At 35.0% G+C, this 17,722-nt stretch carries 19 protein-coding genes; 6 read left to right on the top strand and 13 right to left on the bottom strand.

Annotated elements, in window-relative coordinates:
- Positions 1 to 204: 204 nt before the first annotated feature.
- On the bottom strand, positions 205 to 1,233 hold the full coding sequence (locus LEP1GSC059_RS14045) for an LA_2486 family SGNH/GDSL-type esterase (protein WP_017214340.1): 1,029 nt from the start codon (positions 1,231 to 1,233) through the stop codon (positions 205 to 207).
- A gap of 276 nt (positions 1,234 to 1,509) precedes the next feature.
- Positions 1,510 to 2,229 (bottom strand): tetratricopeptide repeat protein, encoded by a 720-nt coding sequence (locus LEP1GSC059_RS14035; protein WP_017214338.1) that lies wholly within the window; start codon positions 2,227 to 2,229, stop codon positions 1,510 to 1,512.
- A 97-nt stretch (positions 2,230 to 2,326) separates the two neighbouring features.
- Between LEP1GSC059_RS14035 and xerD the strand changes: the two genes are divergently transcribed.
- From xerD to LEP1GSC059_RS14015, 4 genes are all read left to right on the top strand, one after another.
- Complete coding sequence (gene xerD, locus LEP1GSC059_RS14030; RefSeq protein WP_002177553.1) at positions 2,327 to 3,223, top strand: site-specific tyrosine recombinase XerD; 897 nt, start codon at positions 2,327 to 2,329, stop codon at positions 3,221 to 3,223.
- Positions 3,224 to 3,610: 387 nt separating this feature from the next.
- Positions 3,611 to 4,039 carry an ATP-binding protein gene (locus LEP1GSC059_RS14025; protein ID WP_017214337.1) on the top strand — a complete coding sequence of 143 codons (429 nt, stop codon included), beginning with the start codon at positions 3,611 to 3,613 and terminating at the stop codon, positions 4,037 to 4,039.
- A complete protein-coding gene (locus LEP1GSC059_RS14020) occupies positions 4,036 to 4,434 on the top strand; it encodes an LA_2478/LA_2722/LA_4182 family protein (RefSeq protein ID WP_017214336.1) in 399 nt (132 codons plus the stop codon). The genes LEP1GSC059_RS14025 and LEP1GSC059_RS14020 overlap by 4 nt, the downstream gene beginning before the upstream one ends.
- A gap of 48 nt (positions 4,435 to 4,482) precedes the next feature.
- Positions 4,483 to 4,848 carry a TfoX/Sxy family protein gene (locus LEP1GSC059_RS14015; protein WP_002176135.1) on the top strand — a complete coding sequence of 122 codons (366 nt, stop codon included), beginning with the start codon at positions 4,483 to 4,485 and terminating at the stop codon, positions 4,846 to 4,848.
- Between the two features lie 309 nt (positions 4,849 to 5,157).
- Here LEP1GSC059_RS14015 and LEP1GSC059_RS14010 read toward each other — a convergent pair whose 3' ends face one another.
- From LEP1GSC059_RS14010 to LEP1GSC059_RS13960, 11 genes are all read right to left on the bottom strand, one after another.
- Positions 5,158 to 6,852 carry a DUF342 domain-containing protein gene (locus tag LEP1GSC059_RS14010; protein WP_002176131.1) on the bottom strand — a complete coding sequence of 565 codons (1,695 nt, stop codon included), beginning with the start codon at positions 6,850 to 6,852 and terminating at the stop codon, positions 5,158 to 5,160.
- 82 nt (positions 6,853 to 6,934) lie between these two features.
- Positions 6,935 to 7,651, bottom strand: a complete 717-nt coding sequence (locus LEP1GSC059_RS14005; protein ID WP_017214334.1) for a sulfite exporter TauE/SafE family protein — start codon at positions 7,649 to 7,651, stop codon at positions 6,935 to 6,937.
- Complete coding sequence (gene ccoS, locus LEP1GSC059_RS14000) at positions 7,641 to 7,820, bottom strand: cbb3-type cytochrome oxidase assembly protein CcoS (protein WP_002176158.1); 180 nt, start codon at positions 7,818 to 7,820, stop codon at positions 7,641 to 7,643. The genes LEP1GSC059_RS14005 and ccoS overlap by 11 nt, the downstream gene beginning before the upstream one ends.
- The gene (locus LEP1GSC059_RS13995; protein WP_036024994.1) at positions 7,817 to 10,261 is read right to left on the bottom strand and encodes a heavy metal translocating P-type ATPase; all 2,445 of its coding nucleotides are present in this window, start codon (positions 10,259 to 10,261) and stop codon (positions 7,817 to 7,819) included. The genes ccoS and LEP1GSC059_RS13995 overlap by 4 nt, the downstream gene beginning before the upstream one ends.
- Before the next feature lie 5 nt (positions 10,262 to 10,266).
- On the bottom strand, positions 10,267 to 10,761 hold the full coding sequence (locus LEP1GSC059_RS13990) for a FixH family protein (protein ID WP_036024991.1): 495 nt from the start codon (positions 10,759 to 10,761) through the stop codon (positions 10,267 to 10,269).
- Positions 10,762 to 10,771: 10 nt separating this feature from the next.
- A complete protein-coding gene (gene ccoG, locus LEP1GSC059_RS13985; protein WP_002176148.1) occupies positions 10,772 to 12,094 on the bottom strand; it encodes a cytochrome c oxidase accessory protein CcoG in 1,323 nt (440 codons plus the stop codon).
- A 6-nt stretch (positions 12,095 to 12,100) separates the two neighbouring features.
- Positions 12,101 to 12,634, bottom strand: a complete 534-nt coding sequence (locus LEP1GSC059_RS13980; RefSeq protein ID WP_002176137.1) for a cbb3-type cytochrome c oxidase N-terminal domain-containing protein — start codon at positions 12,632 to 12,634, stop codon at positions 12,101 to 12,103.
- A gap of 4 nt (positions 12,635 to 12,638) precedes the next feature.
- A complete protein-coding gene (locus LEP1GSC059_RS13975) occupies positions 12,639 to 12,785 on the bottom strand; it encodes a hypothetical protein (protein WP_002151304.1) in 147 nt (48 codons plus the stop codon).
- 8 nt (positions 12,786 to 12,793) lie between these two features.
- A complete protein-coding gene (locus LEP1GSC059_RS13970) occupies positions 12,794 to 13,483 on the bottom strand; it encodes a cbb3-type cytochrome c oxidase subunit II (protein ID WP_002176127.1) in 690 nt (229 codons plus the stop codon).
- On the bottom strand, positions 13,480 to 14,916 hold the full coding sequence (ccoN, locus tag LEP1GSC059_RS13965) for a cytochrome-c oxidase, cbb3-type subunit I (RefSeq protein WP_002176175.1): 1,437 nt from the start codon (positions 14,914 to 14,916) through the stop codon (positions 13,480 to 13,482). The genes LEP1GSC059_RS13970 and ccoN overlap by 4 nt, the downstream gene beginning before the upstream one ends.
- A 278-nt stretch (positions 14,917 to 15,194) precedes the next feature.
- On the bottom strand, positions 15,195 to 15,902 hold the full coding sequence (locus tag LEP1GSC059_RS13960; protein ID WP_002176149.1) for a Crp/Fnr family transcriptional regulator: 708 nt from the start codon (positions 15,900 to 15,902) through the stop codon (positions 15,195 to 15,197).
- 150 nt (positions 15,903 to 16,052) lie between these two features.
- Here LEP1GSC059_RS13960 and LEP1GSC059_RS13955 point away from each other — a divergent pair, with 150 nt between their 5' ends.
- Together LEP1GSC059_RS13955 and LEP1GSC059_RS13950 are read left to right on the top strand one after the other, a co-directional pair.
- Entirely contained in the window at positions 16,053 to 16,649 is a 597-nt protein-coding gene (locus LEP1GSC059_RS13955; protein ID WP_002176159.1) for an LIC_11485 family protein, read from the top strand.
- Entirely contained in the window at positions 16,646 to 17,641 is a 996-nt protein-coding gene (locus LEP1GSC059_RS13950) for a tetratricopeptide repeat protein (RefSeq protein ID WP_020980967.1), read from the top strand. The genes LEP1GSC059_RS13955 and LEP1GSC059_RS13950 overlap by 4 nt, the downstream gene beginning before the upstream one ends.
- Positions 17,642 to 17,722: the final 81 nt, after the last annotated feature.

The following is a 17,722-nucleotide window of genomic DNA, read 5'->3' as shown; positions in this document are numbered from 1 at the left end:
AGAACGTTTTTTAGATAAAAAACGAAAAAATAAAATAAATAGTTAAGATTTTTTTAAGTATGAGTTCCTACATTTCCAGAATTGATCTATAAAATCTAGATACGTATGAGTTCCCACAGTTTTTACGGAGAACTTTACATTATATAAAAATAAGACATACATTTTATTTTAGCACTTTTACGCAGTGCTAAAATAAAATGTTCATTAAAACTTTGAAATGACTGATTCTAAAATCTTATCTGCGATGAGTTTGGCTGCGGTAGAATTCGGATGGCCGTCATTGGGAAGATAAAAGTTCGTTTTATTTTGATCAAATTCCCGAATAAAATCAGGCCTTATATCCAAGACAGGAAAACCATTTTGATCTGCGATCTGGGCTACTTGATCTAACAAAGGTGTAGAAGTAAGAGGGGTTAAGGAATGTGAACCGTTCGGGTATAAAACTACGGTCAAAGAAATATTCAATTTTTTGCATGTATCAAAAAAAGTTTTCATTTCGAAAAAAGAAGGATGATCTTGTGGATAATCCGAAAGAGTTTCTGGAATGATTTCAGGACCTTTTTTACGAATATTTTCAAGTTTTCTATTTTCGTTTTTGATTTTAAAAAAGTTATAAAGGGCGCTATATCTGGATAAAAAAATCGAACTACGAAAAAACCATCTACTAGATAATGAATTTTTTAAGTAAAAATCCCTGTACACGTCTTGTAGATCCGAAGGATGATAAATCCAAAAAATTGCCTTAGGCAAAATACAATGATTCCGATTCGGTCCTTTACAAATTAGTTTTCTTTCCATTCTTCTTTGAATCCCACCTGTGCCAAGAGAGTCAACGCCTAGGTTTCGAACTTGAACCCCGAACCGTTGGAGAGTCTCCTGCATTTTCCAAGCAATCGTGTCAGAATCGTTGAGACCAAAACCATAAGCGATCGAATCTCCCATCAGCCAAACTTCTGGATTTCTACCTGGAATTATTTTTTCTTCCGAAACAATTCTTTCTCCTTGTTCGTTTACTCGAACTCGAAAAGTAAATCCGGCGGGGTGGGGAAGAATTGTGTCCGAATTAGGGCAAAGTAGAATTTCCGGAATTTCCCATTCTTCGATACAATGAACTTGTTTGTCTCTGAGTTTATAAACCAGACCCGTAGGAGGAAATATTCTCGTGAGCAATTCACCTAACAAAATGCAGGTGATAAAAAGAAAAACGATTTTACTGATAGAAAAAAAATTCATACAAAAGAATAAATACAGACGAGAGATTTGTGAGAAAGTGTTTTTGGCTTAAAAACGAACAAAAAATTAAATTTTAAAAATAAAACATTCTTACTTTGTAAAACTAAAAAGGAAAAAATTTTAAAGAGATTCATAAGATGTAAGATTTGTGGATACAATTTTTGTAAATAGGAGTTTTGTAAAAAGATATATGAATTTAACGAGAATAACAATTTAAGATAATTATAATTTACTAAAATTATTTTAGAGAAAGAGTCTTTTTCTGTGGATAAAATTTTAAAATTCATTGCCATTGGTTAAAAAACTTTTGGTTGATAGAAAAACATAGGATTCGGTTTGAATTGTTTTATGATCAAAATGAAATTGTTCCGAACTTTGGGAAATGCTATAAAGTGAAAGTTCACATTTTAAAAATAGCCTTCTTGCAGGTGGAAGAAAGGCGGGAATTTCACTGGTTTTAAATCGATTGAATTGAGATTGATTTTTCTTTTTATCTAAAAGGCAGTCTCTAAGAAAAATTGCATAATTTTCTATTTCTTTATCTTTCGATTTGGAAAATTTTTCTAAAATTCGTTTGGTTTTATCTCTATCTTTTTCTTGTAAATGAATTTCAAGAAGATAGAGTAAAAGGGAGGAATCGCCTGGAAGAGAAGATTCTGCTCGTTCCAAATAGAATGCAGCGGAATTGAGAGCGACTCCACTATCCGCTAAGATCATTCCGAGAGTTCGATTTGCTTCTAAATGGGTTGGATTTTTTTTCAAAATCGTCTCGTAAAGACGCATTGCTTCCGCGATGTTTCCTTTGGAAATGGAATCTCTTGCCTCCCAAATCATTTCTTCATCGGAGGAGCAGAAAACAAAAAATAACAACAGGAAAAAAGAGAAGGAAACGTATCGGATATTTAGTCTCATAAATACAGAAGTTTTTATTCTCATCCGTAGAAAAAAAGAAAACCGGAACTGAATTTGTCCGGGGTTTCGATTAGAATTTTCCAATAAACCCTTTAGGCAACATAAAAAAGTTTAATTCTCCTGAGGGGAAACGTCCGAAGGATTTAGTACTTGTTAAACATTTCAGACGGGACTAAAAGCAGTGACATCTTCACATAACAACCTACTTCAAAATTTTCAAGAATATCTTTCGGTAGAAAAGGGACTCAGCGACAATTCGATATATTCTTACGGATACGATTTGAACAAGTTCAAAAACTTTTTAGAAAAAGAACATATAGATTTCTTAAAAGTTCAAGCGGACGATATTATGCGATTTTTGAACGAGGAAAAAGATCGTAAGATCAGCTCTAAAACGATCGCAAGAGAAGTGGTCGCGATTCGACAGTTTTATAAGTTTTTAAAGGACGAGAAAAAACTAGATACTAACCCGACTGAAAAAATAGAAACTCCCGAAGTGATGAGGAGCATTCCCGATTATCTCACTCAGGATGAAATTGAAGAATTATTTGAAAGTATCAAAGAGGATAATCTCTATGAACTAAGAGACAAATGTATTTTCGAATTACTTTATTCTTCGGGCCTAAGAATTTCAGAGGCTTGTAATTTAAGATTAAACGACATGGATTTAGAAGGAATGACATTGACGGTCGAAGGAAAAGGAGGACGTCAAAGACTAGTTCCTTTTGGAGAAAAGTCCTTAGACATTCTAAATCGTTATCTGAAACAGAGTCGTCCTTTTATTCTCAAATCTAGAAACTGCGAATATTTGTTCGTTTCTAAAAAAGGTTCTTACATCAATCGCAAATCCGTTTGGAGACTTCTCAATCATTATATCAAAAGAACCTCTATCTTAAAGAAAGTGACTCCGCATACGCTCAGACATTCTTTTGCGACTCATTTATTGGAAAATCACGCGGATCTAAAATCAGTTCAAGAGCTGTTGGGGCATATCGATATTGCGACTACCCAGATATATACTCATATGGCCAATAAAACTCTGAGAGAAGTTCATAAGAAATTTCATCCTAGAGGATAAATAGTTGTGCTTAAGTTTAAAAAGAAATGATAGGTAAGAGTTTAAAAAACATTCTTAATATTTTAGAGAATCAATTTGGATTCTATATTTAGAAAAACTTAAATACTTGCAAATTTTTATAAATAGAAACTTTTTTTACAAAAATTTGATGGATAAAAATTTCTAGATCGACTATTTACAACGTTTAAATTTTGTTTATCGTTGTAAATTCATTTGATCGTCACTAAATAGATCGTTCTTAAAATATTTTAAACTTTTGTTTTAGAAGAGTTAATTGATTGAACTAAATTTATTTTTTATAATAATCTTTGATAGATCGTATGGCGACAGAATTTTTACGGAGTATAACAAAATAATAGTTTGCTTTATTACAAAAATTGAATTAAAATGGATTCCGAAAAAAAGAAAAGTTTAGATAATCTGTTTCGGTTACAGATCCCTTCTCATCCACGTTATTTGTCTATTGTTAGAAGTTTGGTCTATAATTTGGCGTTTGAGAACGGATTTACAGCGAGTGATTCTGCAGATCTAAAACTCGCAGTAGGAGAATGTCTTCTCAATGTTATCAAACATTCTTATGAAGGTAAAAAAAATTTACCTATTTTTTTGGAAATCAGTCTTTTTGATAATCGTATAGAAATTAGAATTCGGGATTTAGGAAGTCAGAAAAATCTTTCCGAAATGAGAGGATATGAACCAAGTGATTATCGGGAGGAAGGTATCGGTCTTTATCTTGTAAAAAAACTTACGGATCATTTTTACTTAGATCAATCCTTGCCGGAAGGAAATAGACTGATTCTTACAAAATTAAAATGAATATTTTATCTAAAATCATAGTACTGTTTTTTATTTTCGTTTCGATTTTTACCTGTAGAAAAGGTCCTTCCATTTCTAAAGAGGACGTTCAAAAACTCAGTAAGGATTATTTCATCAGACTTTGTACCAAAACTGCTGAGTGTGCCAGTCGTTATCTAGAAACCTTACCTGTTTCGGAAAAACCTTCCGAGAACTCGGCTTATTCCGTAGAGCAATGTATGGAAGAACAAAAAGATCAGAACATTCTTCCAGATGAGTATGAAAAGGTCACGGACGCTCAGATTGCCAAAGTGAAAGTTTGTATGGAAGATCTTTTGAAAGTGCCTTGCGAAGAAATGGAAGGTGGAGGAATTCTTTCTTGTCAAGAATTGTTTCAGTCTTCTAAGGACGAATAATGTATTGTATCAAGCTTTTAGAATACTAAATAAATAGTAGGATTTAAAATGGCTTCGGATTTAAGTTTTGTAGATTTTATCGTGGATCAAGTGAAAGATGCAGGTCAAATTATATCTAAAAAAATGTTCGGAGAATATGCAATTTATTGCAATGGTAAAGTTGTAGCTCTTATTTGCGATAATCGTCTTTTTATAAAACCCACAGAAGTTGGTAGAAAATGGATTGGAAACGTTCAAGAAGAACCAGCGTATCCAGGAGCAAAACCAAGTTTTTTGATTTTAGATCGATTAGAAGACAAAAAATGGATCAGTCATTTAGTTAAAATTACGGCTCAAGAGTTGCCGGAACCAAAAATTAAACCTAAGAAAAAAAACGTATCGTCACAGAAAAAATTAAAAATTAATAAAAAGTAAGTTTTGCATTATACGTAACTTAAAAGGTTTAAATCATTTCGGATGTTATTTGAAATGTTTCTTAGGATAGAGTTGTTGAAAAATTCGATAGTTCAGATTAACAAAATTGCTTTAATCTATCGTGTTCATGAAATAAAAACTGATGGAGAATTAATTTTTCAACAACTCTAATGAAGTTTAAACTCTTTTTAAGAACGAGTATAGTAAAGTAATTAGAAAAAAAGATTAATAATTAACTGATCTCTATAAAGTTAACACTTTAAATTTTTATTATATAGATCTAACTATTGCAGATGATAATAACGTTGACTAATTTTCTTCTTGCAGAATTCCCAGACGTTTTGGTTTTACCTTTGTAATCTGAGGGTTTCCATCATTTCCTAAAAATACAAAAGACGGCCCTGGAATTTCTTTTAGACGTACTTTAAAATTTTTTCCTTTACCTGGATAAATGTCCACACCTGGAAAAATCTCTTGTTCCACTTCGACATACGAATCTTTATCTGGTTCAAATCCCATAATCATAGATTGTTCCTGTCCAAGTAAGTTATTTAGGATTCCTGAATATTTTTGTTTAATTGCGGAAAGTTTGGGAAGGCTTTCTTTTTCTTCGGTTGTAAGTTGTCTTCTCTGAGAATCCTCATTTAATTTTACCAGACTCTGTTCCACTTTTTTAAGTATTTCTTTATTTTTCTGAATTTCTAAACGTAGTTTTTCTAAGTCTTCTAAAAGTTCCGGGCGAATTCCAACGGATATGGAAGTTTTAGTTTCTGCAATTGCGCCTAACTTTGCACAGACGATGGACTTACCTGCAACACAACTTCCACCTATCAATTCTCCTCTACCTCCTCGTATTACAACTGATTCTCCCGCAATCAGTTCCGAGTGCATGGATGCTTCTTCGATAAAAATAGTATTTTTTGCGATCAGTTTTCCCTGTTCTACAAAACGTGTATAAATGTCAGCTCCCGATTCGATAAGCCCGCCGTTTCTTCCCATAAAACCTCCGGATAAAACTACGTCACCTCCCGCTTTGAGAAAAACTTTTCCGACTGATTTTTTGACTATAATTGATCCTTCTGTTTCTAAAGTAAAACCATCTGCGATCGAACCTTCTACAATGATGGTTCCTGGAAAGTTAACGTTTCCAGTGGAAAAATCCACATTTTCTAAATGACAGATTTCATCGACCCGGATCGTTCCTTGACGATCTAGGATTGGTCTTCCATTGATCAAAGAATGTATTGAGATTCCATCAGAAGAGAGTCTAACGTTAGCACCTAATTTCCATTCGGCTTCTTTTCCAGAATCGTATGGAAGAATTTCTCCTAGAACGTTTTTGCCTTCCTTACCTGGAAGAGGGGATATTTTTTCTGCAAGTTTTTGATCCTTTGCAACACTTTGTATAATTTGAATATTCTTAAAATCTACTCTTCCGTATTCGTCTTCTTCCAAATTAGGAGCTACTGGATGAATGAATAAAACTCGTATGTCTCCATTTTTTCCTGGAACCGGTGGTTCTCCTTCTGCAATTAGAATTTTTTTTCCGTATTCAGGTTCTTCGGAAAGTAAATCTAAGACTTCCTTTCGAATTCCAAATTTAATTCCTCTTTCTCTGATCGATTCTTGGATTTGTTCAGAGTTTAGAATTTTTCCACCGTATTTAGGAGGATAGAAAATTAGAAACGATTTCATTCGATCTTCGGAAATTTCTATTTCTATTCTGGAACTTTCCGGTTTACCCGGCCATTTTCCAATGAGATGAGTCCGTCCGTCCGATTTACTTGCAATTTCTTTAATAGATATAGGGGAACTTTCGGTAATTTGAAAAAGTTCGATTCTTCTTAAAATTTCTTTGGCATCTACCGGCTTTCCTTTTTTTCCTGCTGAAAAAACGGAAAGATAAGCTAGGCCATCTTCATTTTCAATTTTAAAAAATCCGTTTTCGTTTTCTTCTAGATCTTTTAAGAGAGAATCTGTAAAATTCTTAAGAGAATCGCTCATTCGGGGTTTCAGTGTAGAAATTATTGTACTTTTTACAATCGAAATCTATCTAAAAAACTTAAGTGTTTGGAAAGAATTTTCGTTAGTGATGATGCGAATTCCATCTTATTTTTTGAAAATCATGTTGAGTATGATTCATTCTGAAAAAAATCATCGAAATTCCTAAAAATATGATAATGATTCCTCCTAATTGTATGACGTTTGGCGGAAGTCGTAAAAGTATTCTTTTAAATCCGATTCCAAAAATAAAAAGTGCTGGAAACGTTCCTAAGAAAAATGCGGACATTACGATCGAACCATATCCTATGTTTCCTGTCGCAAGTGCTAAGCTGAAAGCCGGATATAAAACGGCACAAGGAAGTAAGCCTGTTACGATTCCAAAAGTCAAAGATGTAATGGCAAGTTTTTCGCCTTTTCTGATGGAAACAAATAGAGGAGACACAAAGTGATTTAGAATTTTCTGATATAATCCTGAACGTTCCGGACTCACGTTGTGAAAAAGTCGGAATCCGAAAGCAAGTATAAAAATTCCAGAAAACACAGCCGCAAATTCTTGAAGTGCAAAAATACTACCCGCAAAATTTAGTCCGGAGCCTAAAAATCCTAAAATTGCACCTAAAATAGAATAAGATATGAATCTTCCCAGATTGTACAATAGATTCATTTTAAATTTTCCTTTTTCTCCGACGATGTTTAACGTTCCTGCAAAAGGCCCGCACATTCCGATGCAATGTAGAGAACTAGTAATTCCATGCAAAAAGGCCACTGAGATCGTGGTTATAATAAGTTCAGTCTGCATGAAGTTCCCCCTTTTTTGGACCTTCGGATTCATCTTCATCGAAAAGCATTCTGTACTTCGGGCCTTCAATATCATCATACTGTCCAGATTTTAAGGACCATAGGAATGTAGCTAGGGCGCCTAATGCGATCAACATCGCCAGAGGGATTGTGAGATACAGTGCATTCATGGTTTTATTCTCCATTGTAAAGATATGGAATTAAAAACTACCGAAAGAGAGCTGAGGGTCATAAAACCGGCACAAATAACCGGTAGCATAAAACCGAACGAGGCCAGAGGCAACATAAAGGAATTATAAATTAAGGATATTAGGATATTTTGAAATATTATTGTTTTTGTTTTTTTTGAGATTGAAATCGCAGATAAAAGTGAATCTAGTTTGTTTGAAAGTAATACTATATCGGATTTGTCTATGGAAAGATCGGAGGCGATTCCCATTGAAATTCCCAAATCTGCGACTGCTAAACACGCCGAATCATTAATTCCATCTCCTACCATTACTACGGTTTCTCCTAACGACTGTCTTTCCTGAATCACTTTCAACTTTTCTTCTGGTTTGAGTTCATAATGAAAATGGTCGATGTTTAGAAAGGAAGCTACGGATTCTACATTGGATTTGGAATCTCCAGAGAGAATTCCTATAAATCGGATTTTAGATTTTAGTTTTTGAATTGTGGATTGTGTTTCAGGACGAATTGCGTCTTCTAAAGAAAAGCTCGCTAAAAGATTTCCGTCCATTCCGAGATGAATTTTACTGTCTATTGCCTCTTGATCATTCGTGACAAAACTTCGATTTCCAATTCGATACTTATACTTTCCATCTAACGTAATTGCTTCGATTCCGTTTCCAGGGATTTCTTGAATTCTTTTCCAATTCATTGAGATTGGGGATTCTTTTTCCTGTTTCATTTTTTTTTCGATTTCTTTTTTTAAACTAACTGCAAGAGGATGAGTAGAACTAGATTCCATCGTCAATAAAATTGAGTAGAGACGGAGTCTATCTGTAGGATTGAAAATCCGTTCTTCTTTGATCGATAATTTTCCTAGGGTCAAGGTACCAGTTTTATCGAAATAGATTCTATCCGCGCGACTTAAAATTTCTATCGAATTCGGATGTTTGACTAAGATTCCTTTTTTGCTATGTAACAAATTACTGGTGACATATGCCGTCGGAACGGCAAGTCCTAGTGCGCAAGGGCAGGCTACGATCAAAACGCTGATCGTGTTTAAGATCGCTGATTCCCAAGAATGATAATAAAAACCGAATATAATAAAAGTTAAAATCGCTATTCCTAGAACAATTTGAATAAAATAAGTTGAAATTTTGTCAGTTACTCTTTGGATTTTCGGTTTAGATTGGATTGAATTTTCGATCCATAGAGAGATTCTAGCAAGTGTACTATTTCTTGCTGTAGCGGTTGTTAGGATGGAAACGTTGGAACCTAGACAAGTAGAGCCGGATAGAATGAAATCTCCTTTTTCGTGGGAAACTGGTTTAGATTCTCCGGTTAGAAAGGATTCGTCGAAATGAGCCTTCTCCGATTCTAAAACTCCATCCACAGGAACACGGTTTCCGTTTTTGAGTAGAACGGTATCTCCTTTTTCGATTTTATCTGAAGATACTAAAATTTGTTTTTCATCTTGTATAATGGTATATTCTTCCGGAAATACTGACAGAAGTTCTCCTATTTTTCTTCCTGCTTTCAATCGGATTTCTGATTCTAAAAACTTTCCGATCAATACAAAAAAATAAATCGTACAAACAGAATCGAAGTAAACTTCTCCTTTATCAGCTAACGTCACGTAGACGCTGTAAAAATATGCTAGAGAAACTCCTAAAAAGAGTAAAGCGTCCATAGACAATATTCTTCTTTTCATGGATTCGAGTGTTCCCTTATAAAAAGGATAGCCGGAATATAGATAAACTGGGGTCGAAAAAAACCAAGATACGTAGTGAAACAGACGTTTGAACTCCATTTCTATTCCGGAAAAATAACCTGCATAGAGACTTATACTAAATAACATTATGTTTCCCCATGCAAATCCGGCGACTGCCATTCTAAAAAATAAATCCTTGGAAAAAGAAACGACTTTGGTTTCCGCTTTAAAAGGAGAATACAACGAGGGTTCATAACCTATTTTTCTGATTAAGTGAAATATTTCGTTCAGACTGATTTGATTTCTATCATATAATAGTTTCATTCTACCGGTGGCAAAATTAATTCTTGTTTTCAAAACGCCTTTTTGTTCGGAAAGTGCCTTTTCATTTAACCATACACAAGCGAAACAATGTATTTTCCCGATCGTAATTAGTGTTTCACAGATTTTGTTTTCACTTTGAATTACATATTCATGATATATTGAATCCGTTTCTAAGTTTTCTTGGTCAGAAGATTTTATATAGGATACAGGCTCCAAAATTTCAGATCCTCTTAAATCGTAGAATCGAGTGAGCCCGTTTTCTACGAGTAGGACGGCTAAAGATTTACATCCGATACAACAAAACGGTTTATCTTCTTCGTTCAATTTTCCGTAGATTATTTCTTTTTCTGTCATGATTGGGGTGTTACAATGATAGCAGATTTTTTGTTGTGCTGTGATTGAACGCATAGAATTTATTGAATATTCAAATATATTGTTTTTTTTAAAATTTTTCCGGAAATTTCACCTTTGATATTCAGTGCCCATTTGCCAGTTCCTGAAAATTCCAAAACTCCAAAATACGTTCCACTCGTTTTTGGATCTTCTTTTAAAATGAAGTTTCGGTTCCATAGATCCGTAGCCGGCCGTTCTATTTCTATTTTAAGTTTTGCTCCTGTGATGGGAACTTTGGATTTTAAAAATCTAACTTCGATGGAATTTCTGCCTGTTTTTAAATTCGGGTTTTGGGTAAACAGGATACTTTCGTATGAATATCCTTCTTCGATCATTTTCTTTTGTTCGAGAATTGATTTTTCGTAGTTTAATCCTTTTTCATAATATTCTTTTTCTATGAGTCCAGTATCACCAGAGTTTGCGTATCGAATCGTAACTATCGTAGCGCCGATTAGCGCTATGAATGCGATCCAAATCCAAAAGAATGCGAGTTTCATACTTTTATGTAGCGCCATGAATTTTACTTTAGTTTTTGATCGGAAATCGAAACGGAATTTTTTTTATAAGTTGATAATTTGGATTTTTTGAATCCTCGATTTTCAAAGTGATTTGATGGACCATTTGAGAGCGATCTTGGGTTTTAGTCTCCAAAATGATTCTATAATTTTGTGTATGATTTGCTTCTATCGAAATAGAAGGAATTGTAGTTCCTCCTAAAAGAATTTGTACTGGAGAAACAAGAGTGCTTGCTTTTACGAAAACGTTTAAGGATCTGTTTTCAAACGTCATGTTTGAAAGTTGTATATCATAAAAATTTCTAACACCACCACCTGGTATTTCCATTGGTTGTATGATACGATCCGGGAGTATATTTGCGTAAATCGGAACTCTGTTATAGAGTAGAATGGAAGAAACGACTAAGGTACAAAGAAGTAGAAACCCATAAATTAGACTTCTGGGACGAACCCAATTTACTTTTGCTCCAGGATGATTTGCCTGATTTTCGGACATATATCCGATTAGAGTTTTTTTACCTTCTTTGCTCATGGTTTTTGTGCAAGCGTCTACACATTTACCACAAGCTATACAGCCCACATTGACTCCTTCTCTAATATCAATTCCGGTTGGGCAAACCACCAAACACAGATTACACGCAGTACAATCTCCAATTTGGGTTCCGGCTTTTCTTCTAGGTTCTCCTCTTTTAAAGTCGTAAGTTACGTTAACGGAGTTCGAATCCATCAGTACGGTCTGGAATCTTGCATAAGGGCATATGTATTTACAGAATTGTTCTCTGACAAATGCCATATCAAGATACAAAGTTGTGGTAAAAAAAAGCGTAAAATAGATCCACGTCGGAGGGGTGATCGAAAGAGAAAAGAAACGGATGTCATCTATCATTTCGTATGGGTCGGCGAAATAGGAAATCCAAGCCAGAGCTCCGATCAAACTCAGAATAATCCATAGTATATGTACAAAAATCGTTCCTATAATAGACGCGTCTTTTTTGCCATACTTGGAACCTAAAATCGTTCTTCCTATAAAATCGAAAAGATCCGTGAACACCGTTTGAGGGCAAGCCCATCCGCACCAGACTCTTCCGATTAGAGTAGTAAAAAAGAAAAGTGATAATCCCATTCCGATCAAAAAGAGATGAAGATAAAATCCTTCGTGGGGGGTAAATATATTTCCAAGTAGGTAGAATTTTCTTTCTGGAATATCTAACCGAATCAAAGGATGCCCATTCCAATGTAACCAAGGAAGAAAAACGTAGAATGGAATTAAAATCATTTCCACAAAATATCTTGCGGATCGGATTTTACCGGAAATTTGTCTTGAGATGACCATAGAAAATTAACGAGATGCTTTGAGGCTTGAGTTTTGAGACGCAATCCAAGCCATTACTTCGTAAACTTTTTCGGAACCTAAAGAATTTTCGTGTGGTGGCATAGGACCTCTGCCCAGTTTCGTTTTATCGATTGCAATTCCTTTCATTATACTTTCATAAACTTCTAAATCGGTGGAGCCGTGTATCCATTCTTTATCCATTAAACTCGGTCCTACAAGACCTTGTCCAGTAGGGCCGTGGCAAGCTGCACAGATCGTCTTAAATGTTTTTTCTCCTTCTGAAATTGAGTTTGGATTATTTCGAAGAGGGTTAATTCCGTCTTTTGCAGTAATCAAAGCTACATGAGGAAACTTGGTTTCGTGTTCTTTCACTTCCAGTTCATAAGCTACGTCTTGTTTCCAATTGGAAAACTTATGAAAATAAATTGCATAAAGGACCGAGAAAAGAATTGTAATCACAAAAATCCATTTCCACCAAGGGGGTAGAGGATTGTTTTCTTGTCTGATACCGTCGAAGTCTTTATTGGAGTCATGAGTCATCGGATTAATCCTCCTCGAGCATTCTAAATTTTGGCTCTTCCATTTGTGCCTTACGTTTACGGTTATAAACGTAAGAGGCGATCAGAATGATTGCAATTACGAGGATTGGAAGTCTTGCAAACTTATAGATTTGAATTAGTTCTAATTCCATAAAGTTCCTCATTGAATGGATTTGGAAAGATTGGCAGTATCCTTTCCAAGTTTAAGTAAATATGCGATGAGTGCGTCCCCTTCTGTTTTTCCTTCTAATTCTTTTATCGCTGAAGTATAATCAGCTTCCGTATAAGGAACTCCTACTTTAGAAAGTCCTTTCATGTGATTTACGATTTTTTCAGAATTTAATTTAGAATCTTTATCGAATAACCACGGATAGGCGGGCATCACAGATCCTGGAGAAGTATATCTGGGATCGATCAAGTGGGTTTTATGCCAAGTATAAGAAGGTTGTATCTGAGATTCATGAGCGAGATCCGGTCCTGTTCGTTTAGAGCCCCAGAGGAAGGGATGATCATATATAAATTCTCCCGCTTTCGAATATCCGTCTCTTCCATAGGACTTAGAGGGATCGAAACGATCTACTTCCCATTTAAAAGGACGAATCATCTGTGTATGGCAATTATTACAACCTTCCTTTTGGTATATATCCCTTCCGGCTAATTCCAAAGCTGAAAAAGGAGTTACTCCTTGGATTGGAACTGCGGTTTTTGAAATAAAAAAAGGAGGAATCAATTCGAAAATTCCTCCGATTAAAACAGCAATCGTAGTATAAACCGTAAATTTGACTCCTTGTTTTTCCCATTTGTCTGTAAAACCGGAAAACCAAGTCAGAAATAAATCAAAAAGCTTCATACATTACTTTCTCCTTCTTTTACTCTTAGATCGATTTCTTGAAAGCCAGAGCCTGAGTTTTGGATCGTTTTAATGACGTTATAAATCATTACAAATACTCCGCTCAGATAAAGGACACCTGCAATTCCACGAGCAAGTCGAAACGGTTTTAAAACTTCGGTGATTTGAATCCAGTTAGGATATTGAAGAAAACCTTTTGAGTTGATAGCTCTCCACATAGAACCTTCCGTAATTCCTGAAACCCACATTGAAACAATGTACAGAAAAATTCCTAGAGTGGATAACCAGAAGTGTAAGTTCGCTAATTTTTCCGAATGAAGATTTGTGTTCCACATTCTTGGAACTAGATAGTAAATTGCTGCAAAAGACATCATTCCCACCCAACCTAAGGTTCCGGAATGAACGTGTCCTACGATCCAATCCGTGTTATGACCGAGAGCGCTGATGGATCGAATTGAAAGAAGAGGCCCTTCGAATGTAGACATACCGTAAAAAGTAATACCAACAAGCATCATCTTTAGGATGGCATCTGTTTTGATCTTTTCTTTGGCTTGTGTTAACGTTAAGAAACCGTTTAACATTCCTCCCCAAGAAGGCATCCAAAGCATAATGGAAAAAGCCATTCCTGTGGTTTGAAGCCATTCTGGAAGTGGAGTGTTAAGTAAGTGATGTGGACCCGCCCAGATATAAATGAAAATTAAAGACCAAAAGTGGATGATAGATAATCTATGGCTATAGATTGGTTGTTTTATATGTTTTGGAAAGTAGTAATACATCAATCCCAAGAATGGGGTCGTTAATACGAACGCGACTGCGTTGTGACCGTACCACCACTGAATGTTTGCGTCATAAACTCCTGAGAAAATCGAATAAGATTTAGAAAAACTTACGGGTATTGAAAGATTATTGACTATAAAAAGAATGGGAATCGTGACAAAAGAAGCGATGTAAAACCAGATGGCCGCGTAGAGTTGTTTTTCTTCTCTTGTAAAGATGGTCGCAAGAAAATTTATCAAAAAGATCGAAAACCAAACTACAATTAGAAGATCTAAAGGCCATTCCAATTCTGCGTATTCCTTAGATTGGTTGAGTCCGAGTGGAAGTGTAATTGCAGCTAGGGCGATCGTCAAATTGTATAAACCGAAATGAATTTTCGCGAGAAGGTCGCTCCAAATCCTAACTCGACAAAGCCTTTGAATTAAATGATAAGCGGTTGCAAATATGATGCTTAATGCAAAACCAAAAATTGCAGCGTTCGTGTGTAAGGGTCTGATTCTTCCGAAAGTAAAATAACGAGTGAAATTTAACTCTGGATAAACCATTTGAAATGCGGCTAAAACACCCACCGACATAGAAGCCACTCCCCAAACTAAAGCCGAGATGATGAATCCTTTTACGATGAAGTCGTTGTATTTGGAATTCGTTTGACTCATGAGATTTGTTCTCCTGATTCTTTGAGTTCTGAAAGATAAAAATTAAAATATATACAATATTTTAGTAAATTTGAATATTCTTTTTTTTACTTATAATGAATTTATTTAGTATGTATGTAAAATAGATTTTGGAAATAAATAATTTTTTATTTAATTTTATTTTTTGTAAACAGAATAAAAATCAAAGTCAAAAAACTTTATTAAGTTGTATAAAAAAAAGGATTTTAAATGTAGTTTTATTTTGCGGGAATGAATGAGATTGTAACTCAAAATTAAAATCAATGATATGTCGTAGTTTTTATTCCTGAAATTTCTTTCAAAGCGTCTACGTTTAAAAACCCAATTCGATTTTTACGTATTTTAATCCATTTTCTATGTTTGAAATCGGAAAGCGCCCGCACTAAAGTTTCGGTAGAAGTTCCTACCATTGAGGCCATAATCTCTCTTGTGAGATTGAGTTCTATTTCGGATTTATCCGAAGAGGTCGTTCTAAAAGAAATGAGAAGTTCAGCAATTTTACCGTGAACTTGTTTTGTTCCTAAAGTAAGGGTCTGATCTTCTAACTGCTTCCATTCGGTTGCCATTTGTTTTAAAATTTCCATTTGAAAATTTGAATCTTCTTCCATCAGTTCATTCAAAACTTCTTTCGAGATGAAACATGCTTCAACGTTTTCTATGGCTTCTACATTTTGAACAAAAGTTTTTCCTGCTAAAAGATCCCTAAATCCTACCCACTCTCCGGGTCTTCGAATTGAAAAAGTTTGTTCTTTGCCAGAGGAAGAATTTCTAAATATACGAACACATCCAGATTTGATAAAATAGAATCCGTTTGTTTTAGTTCCTTCTTGGATGAGTAGTTCGTTTTTACGAAAGAGTCTGAATTTTTTAGTGGAGTTGATTTTTTCGAGGGTATCTAAAGATATACATTTAAATTTATCCCGGTTGGGACAAAAATAACAATCTGGAATTTCGTTTTCAATCCCCATCGGTTTTAATTTTAGAGACAGGGTTTCGTCTCTAAAAGATGGGACGATAAATTCAGGGTTAAAAAAACGGATCTAGAATTTTCTATCAGTGGTTAGAATTAGAAAATGACCGAAACTAAAAATATACGATGGATTCAGGGAGACTAAACAATGGATTTGAATATAAAAGATAAATTTCAGTCTGGATTTTCCTCGATCGACAATCTGTCCCGTAATCTTCCACCTCAGGTTCAGAAGACTCTTTTATATACTGGAATTTCATTAGCTGTTTTAGGAATTGCGCTGGCTGCGCTCATAGGAATTCAAAGAGGAAAAGAAGGAGCCGCGTTTGACGATCAAGCAAAGGAATTGGATCGTAAGACTTTGTTTTTAGAGGATCTAGAAAGAAATTATAATCGTAAACGTAGATCTATTCGTTATAGTGATCCGGATTTATCACTTACGGGAGAATCATCTTCTAATCTGGAAATTGATCGTTATGAAAGGGAAAAACCTAAGGATAGACTTTTACCTGAGTTAAATAATCCTGAAGGAAAAGATCCATTGAGAGATGGAAGAAGAGAAGGGGTAGGGACACCAAAATTGCCTACGGAATCGGATGTACTTCCGATACAAGATAGAGAAAGAAGTACAAATCGAAATCTAGATGATCCAGGAACGATTTCTCCGGAACGTGGTAATCAAGATCGTCCTACTTTGATGAAACCTCCTAAAAATAATTCTAAAGATACTTTTGAACCTAGATGAAAGTTTGGACTGATTTGATCCTACCGTTTTTTTTGTTTGTGGTTTTAACTAGTGGCGCCCTCTTTGCCGACATGTCTTTGCCATTTCCAGAAATTTCGGAAAATACAAAAGATTGGATTTCAGAGAATCCTTCTGAAGTTACAAGTTCGAACGAAATAAAACCAAAAGAAAATTCTACTCAAGGACCTTCCAATCAAAATACGCAGGTAGACGGACAAAAGACGACTAACGTTTCATCAACAGAATCTTCTTCACAAGATTCTGTTTCTATAAATTCTAATTTAGAAAAACAGTCTACTGAGACTTCTTCTAAATTAGAAACTAAGACGATTCTTCCAAATTCCGAAAAAACGAGTTTAAAAAAGAAAAAAGATAAAAAGAAAGAAGATCCGTCCGAGAGCGGATATAAAAAAGGACTTTTGCGTTTGAGAGAAAATCAGAGAACTCACGCAAAAAGTGAATTCAATCAATCTTCCGGACAAGGGAAATCCGCAAATGCTTCTAAGTTGGAAGACGCAAGATTAACCGCGGAAAGTTCAAACGATGCGGGTGCGATTACAGAGCAAATCGATTCGGAAGATGGAAAGTGGAAGGCGGTATTTGAGGTAGCGCGTGCCTTAAGAGGCAATGGAAAAATTTTGGAAGCGGAAACTCAATATCTTAAAATTATAACCGAGGCTCCCGAAAACTTTCAATCAATCTCTCTTTTTTCTTTGGGAGAAATGCTTTCATCTACGGAGCGAAAAGATTCTGCAAGAAGGTATCTTTTACAACTGGTGAAACTTCTTCGTAAAAAACCTGAACTAGATCCTAAAAAGGATCAGTTGGAAAAAGTGGTAACTTTGATTGCTAGAATTTACGGAGATCAAGGAAAGTATGAAGAAGCGGAGAATTGGGCAAAAACGTATTTAAACCGATTGAATCCGGATGCTTCCGAAGATTCTCCCTTTGTAAAAGAATTGAGAGGGATTTTAAAACGAAGATATTATTAAGAATTTTTCTTACTCATCTCTACAAAATAGGGTATCATTCATTTTGAGTCCAATCTCCGTTTTGAAGCAGAATTTTGGACA

Origin of the sequence: Leptospira noguchii serovar Panama str. CZ214 (assembly GCF_000306255.2) — a bacterium.
Taxonomy (GTDB): domain Bacteria; phylum Spirochaetota; class Leptospiria; order Leptospirales; family Leptospiraceae; genus Leptospira; species Leptospira noguchii.
This window is presented reverse-complemented; position numbering and strand designations above follow the sequence as displayed.

What these genes read in the sequence shown, in the direction of transcription:
- LEP1GSC059_RS14045 (WP_017214340.1), bottom strand. Translation starts at nt 1,233, where the DNA reads ATGAATTTTTTTTCTATCAGTAAAATCGTTTTTCTTTTTATCACCTGC.
- LEP1GSC059_RS14025 (WP_017214337.1), top strand. Translation starts at nt 3,611, where the DNA reads ATGGATTCCGAAAAAAAGAAAAGTTTAGATAATCTGTTTCGGTTACAG.
- LEP1GSC059_RS14020 (WP_017214336.1), top strand. Translation starts at nt 4,036, where the DNA reads ATGAATATTTTATCTAAAATCATAGTACTGTTTTTTATTTTCGTTTCG.
- LEP1GSC059_RS14015 (WP_002176135.1), top strand. Translation starts at nt 4,483, where the DNA reads ATGGCTTCGGATTTAAGTTTTGTAGATTTTATCGTGGATCAAGTGAAA.
- LEP1GSC059_RS14010 (WP_002176131.1), bottom strand. Translation starts at nt 6,852, where the DNA reads ATGAGCGATTCTCTTAAGAATTTTACAGATTCTCTCTTAAAAGATCTA.
- LEP1GSC059_RS14005 (WP_017214334.1), bottom strand. Translation starts at nt 7,651, where the DNA reads ATGCAGACTGAACTTATTATAACCACGATCTCAGTGGCCTTTTTGCAT.
- ccoS (WP_002176158.1), bottom strand. Translation starts at nt 7,820, where the DNA reads ATGAATGCACTGTATCTCACAATCCCTCTGGCGATGTTGATCGCATTA.
- LEP1GSC059_RS13995 (WP_036024994.1), bottom strand. Translation starts at nt 10,261, where the DNA reads ATGCGTTCAATCACAGCACAACAAAAAATCTGCTATCATTGTAACACC.
- LEP1GSC059_RS13990 (WP_036024991.1), bottom strand. Translation starts at nt 10,761, where the DNA reads ATGGCGCTACATAAAAGTATGAAACTCGCATTCTTTTGGATTTGGATC.
- ccoG (WP_002176148.1), bottom strand. Translation starts at nt 12,094, where the DNA reads ATGGTCATCTCAAGACAAATTTCCGGTAAAATCCGATCCGCAAGATAT.
- LEP1GSC059_RS13980 (WP_002176137.1), bottom strand. Translation starts at nt 12,634, where the DNA reads ATGACTCATGACTCCAATAAAGACTTCGACGGTATCAGACAAGAAAAC.
- LEP1GSC059_RS13975 (WP_002151304.1), bottom strand. Translation starts at nt 12,785, where the DNA reads ATGGAATTAGAACTAATTCAAATCTATAAGTTTGCAAGACTTCCAATC.
- LEP1GSC059_RS13970 (WP_002176127.1), bottom strand. Translation starts at nt 13,483, where the DNA reads ATGAAGCTTTTTGATTTATTTCTGACTTGGTTTTCCGGTTTTACAGAC.
- ccoN (WP_002176175.1), bottom strand. Translation starts at nt 14,916, where the DNA reads ATGAGTCAAACGAATTCCAAATACAACGACTTCATCGTAAAAGGATTC.
- LEP1GSC059_RS13960 (WP_002176149.1), bottom strand. Translation starts at nt 15,902, where the DNA reads ATGGGGATTGAAAACGAAATTCCAGATTGTTATTTTTGTCCCAACCGG.
- LEP1GSC059_RS13955 (WP_002176159.1), top strand. Translation starts at nt 16,053, where the DNA reads ATGGATTTGAATATAAAAGATAAATTTCAGTCTGGATTTTCCTCGATC.
- LEP1GSC059_RS13950 (WP_020980967.1), top strand. Translation starts at nt 16,646, where the DNA reads ATGAAAGTTTGGACTGATTTGATCCTACCGTTTTTTTTGTTTGTGGTT.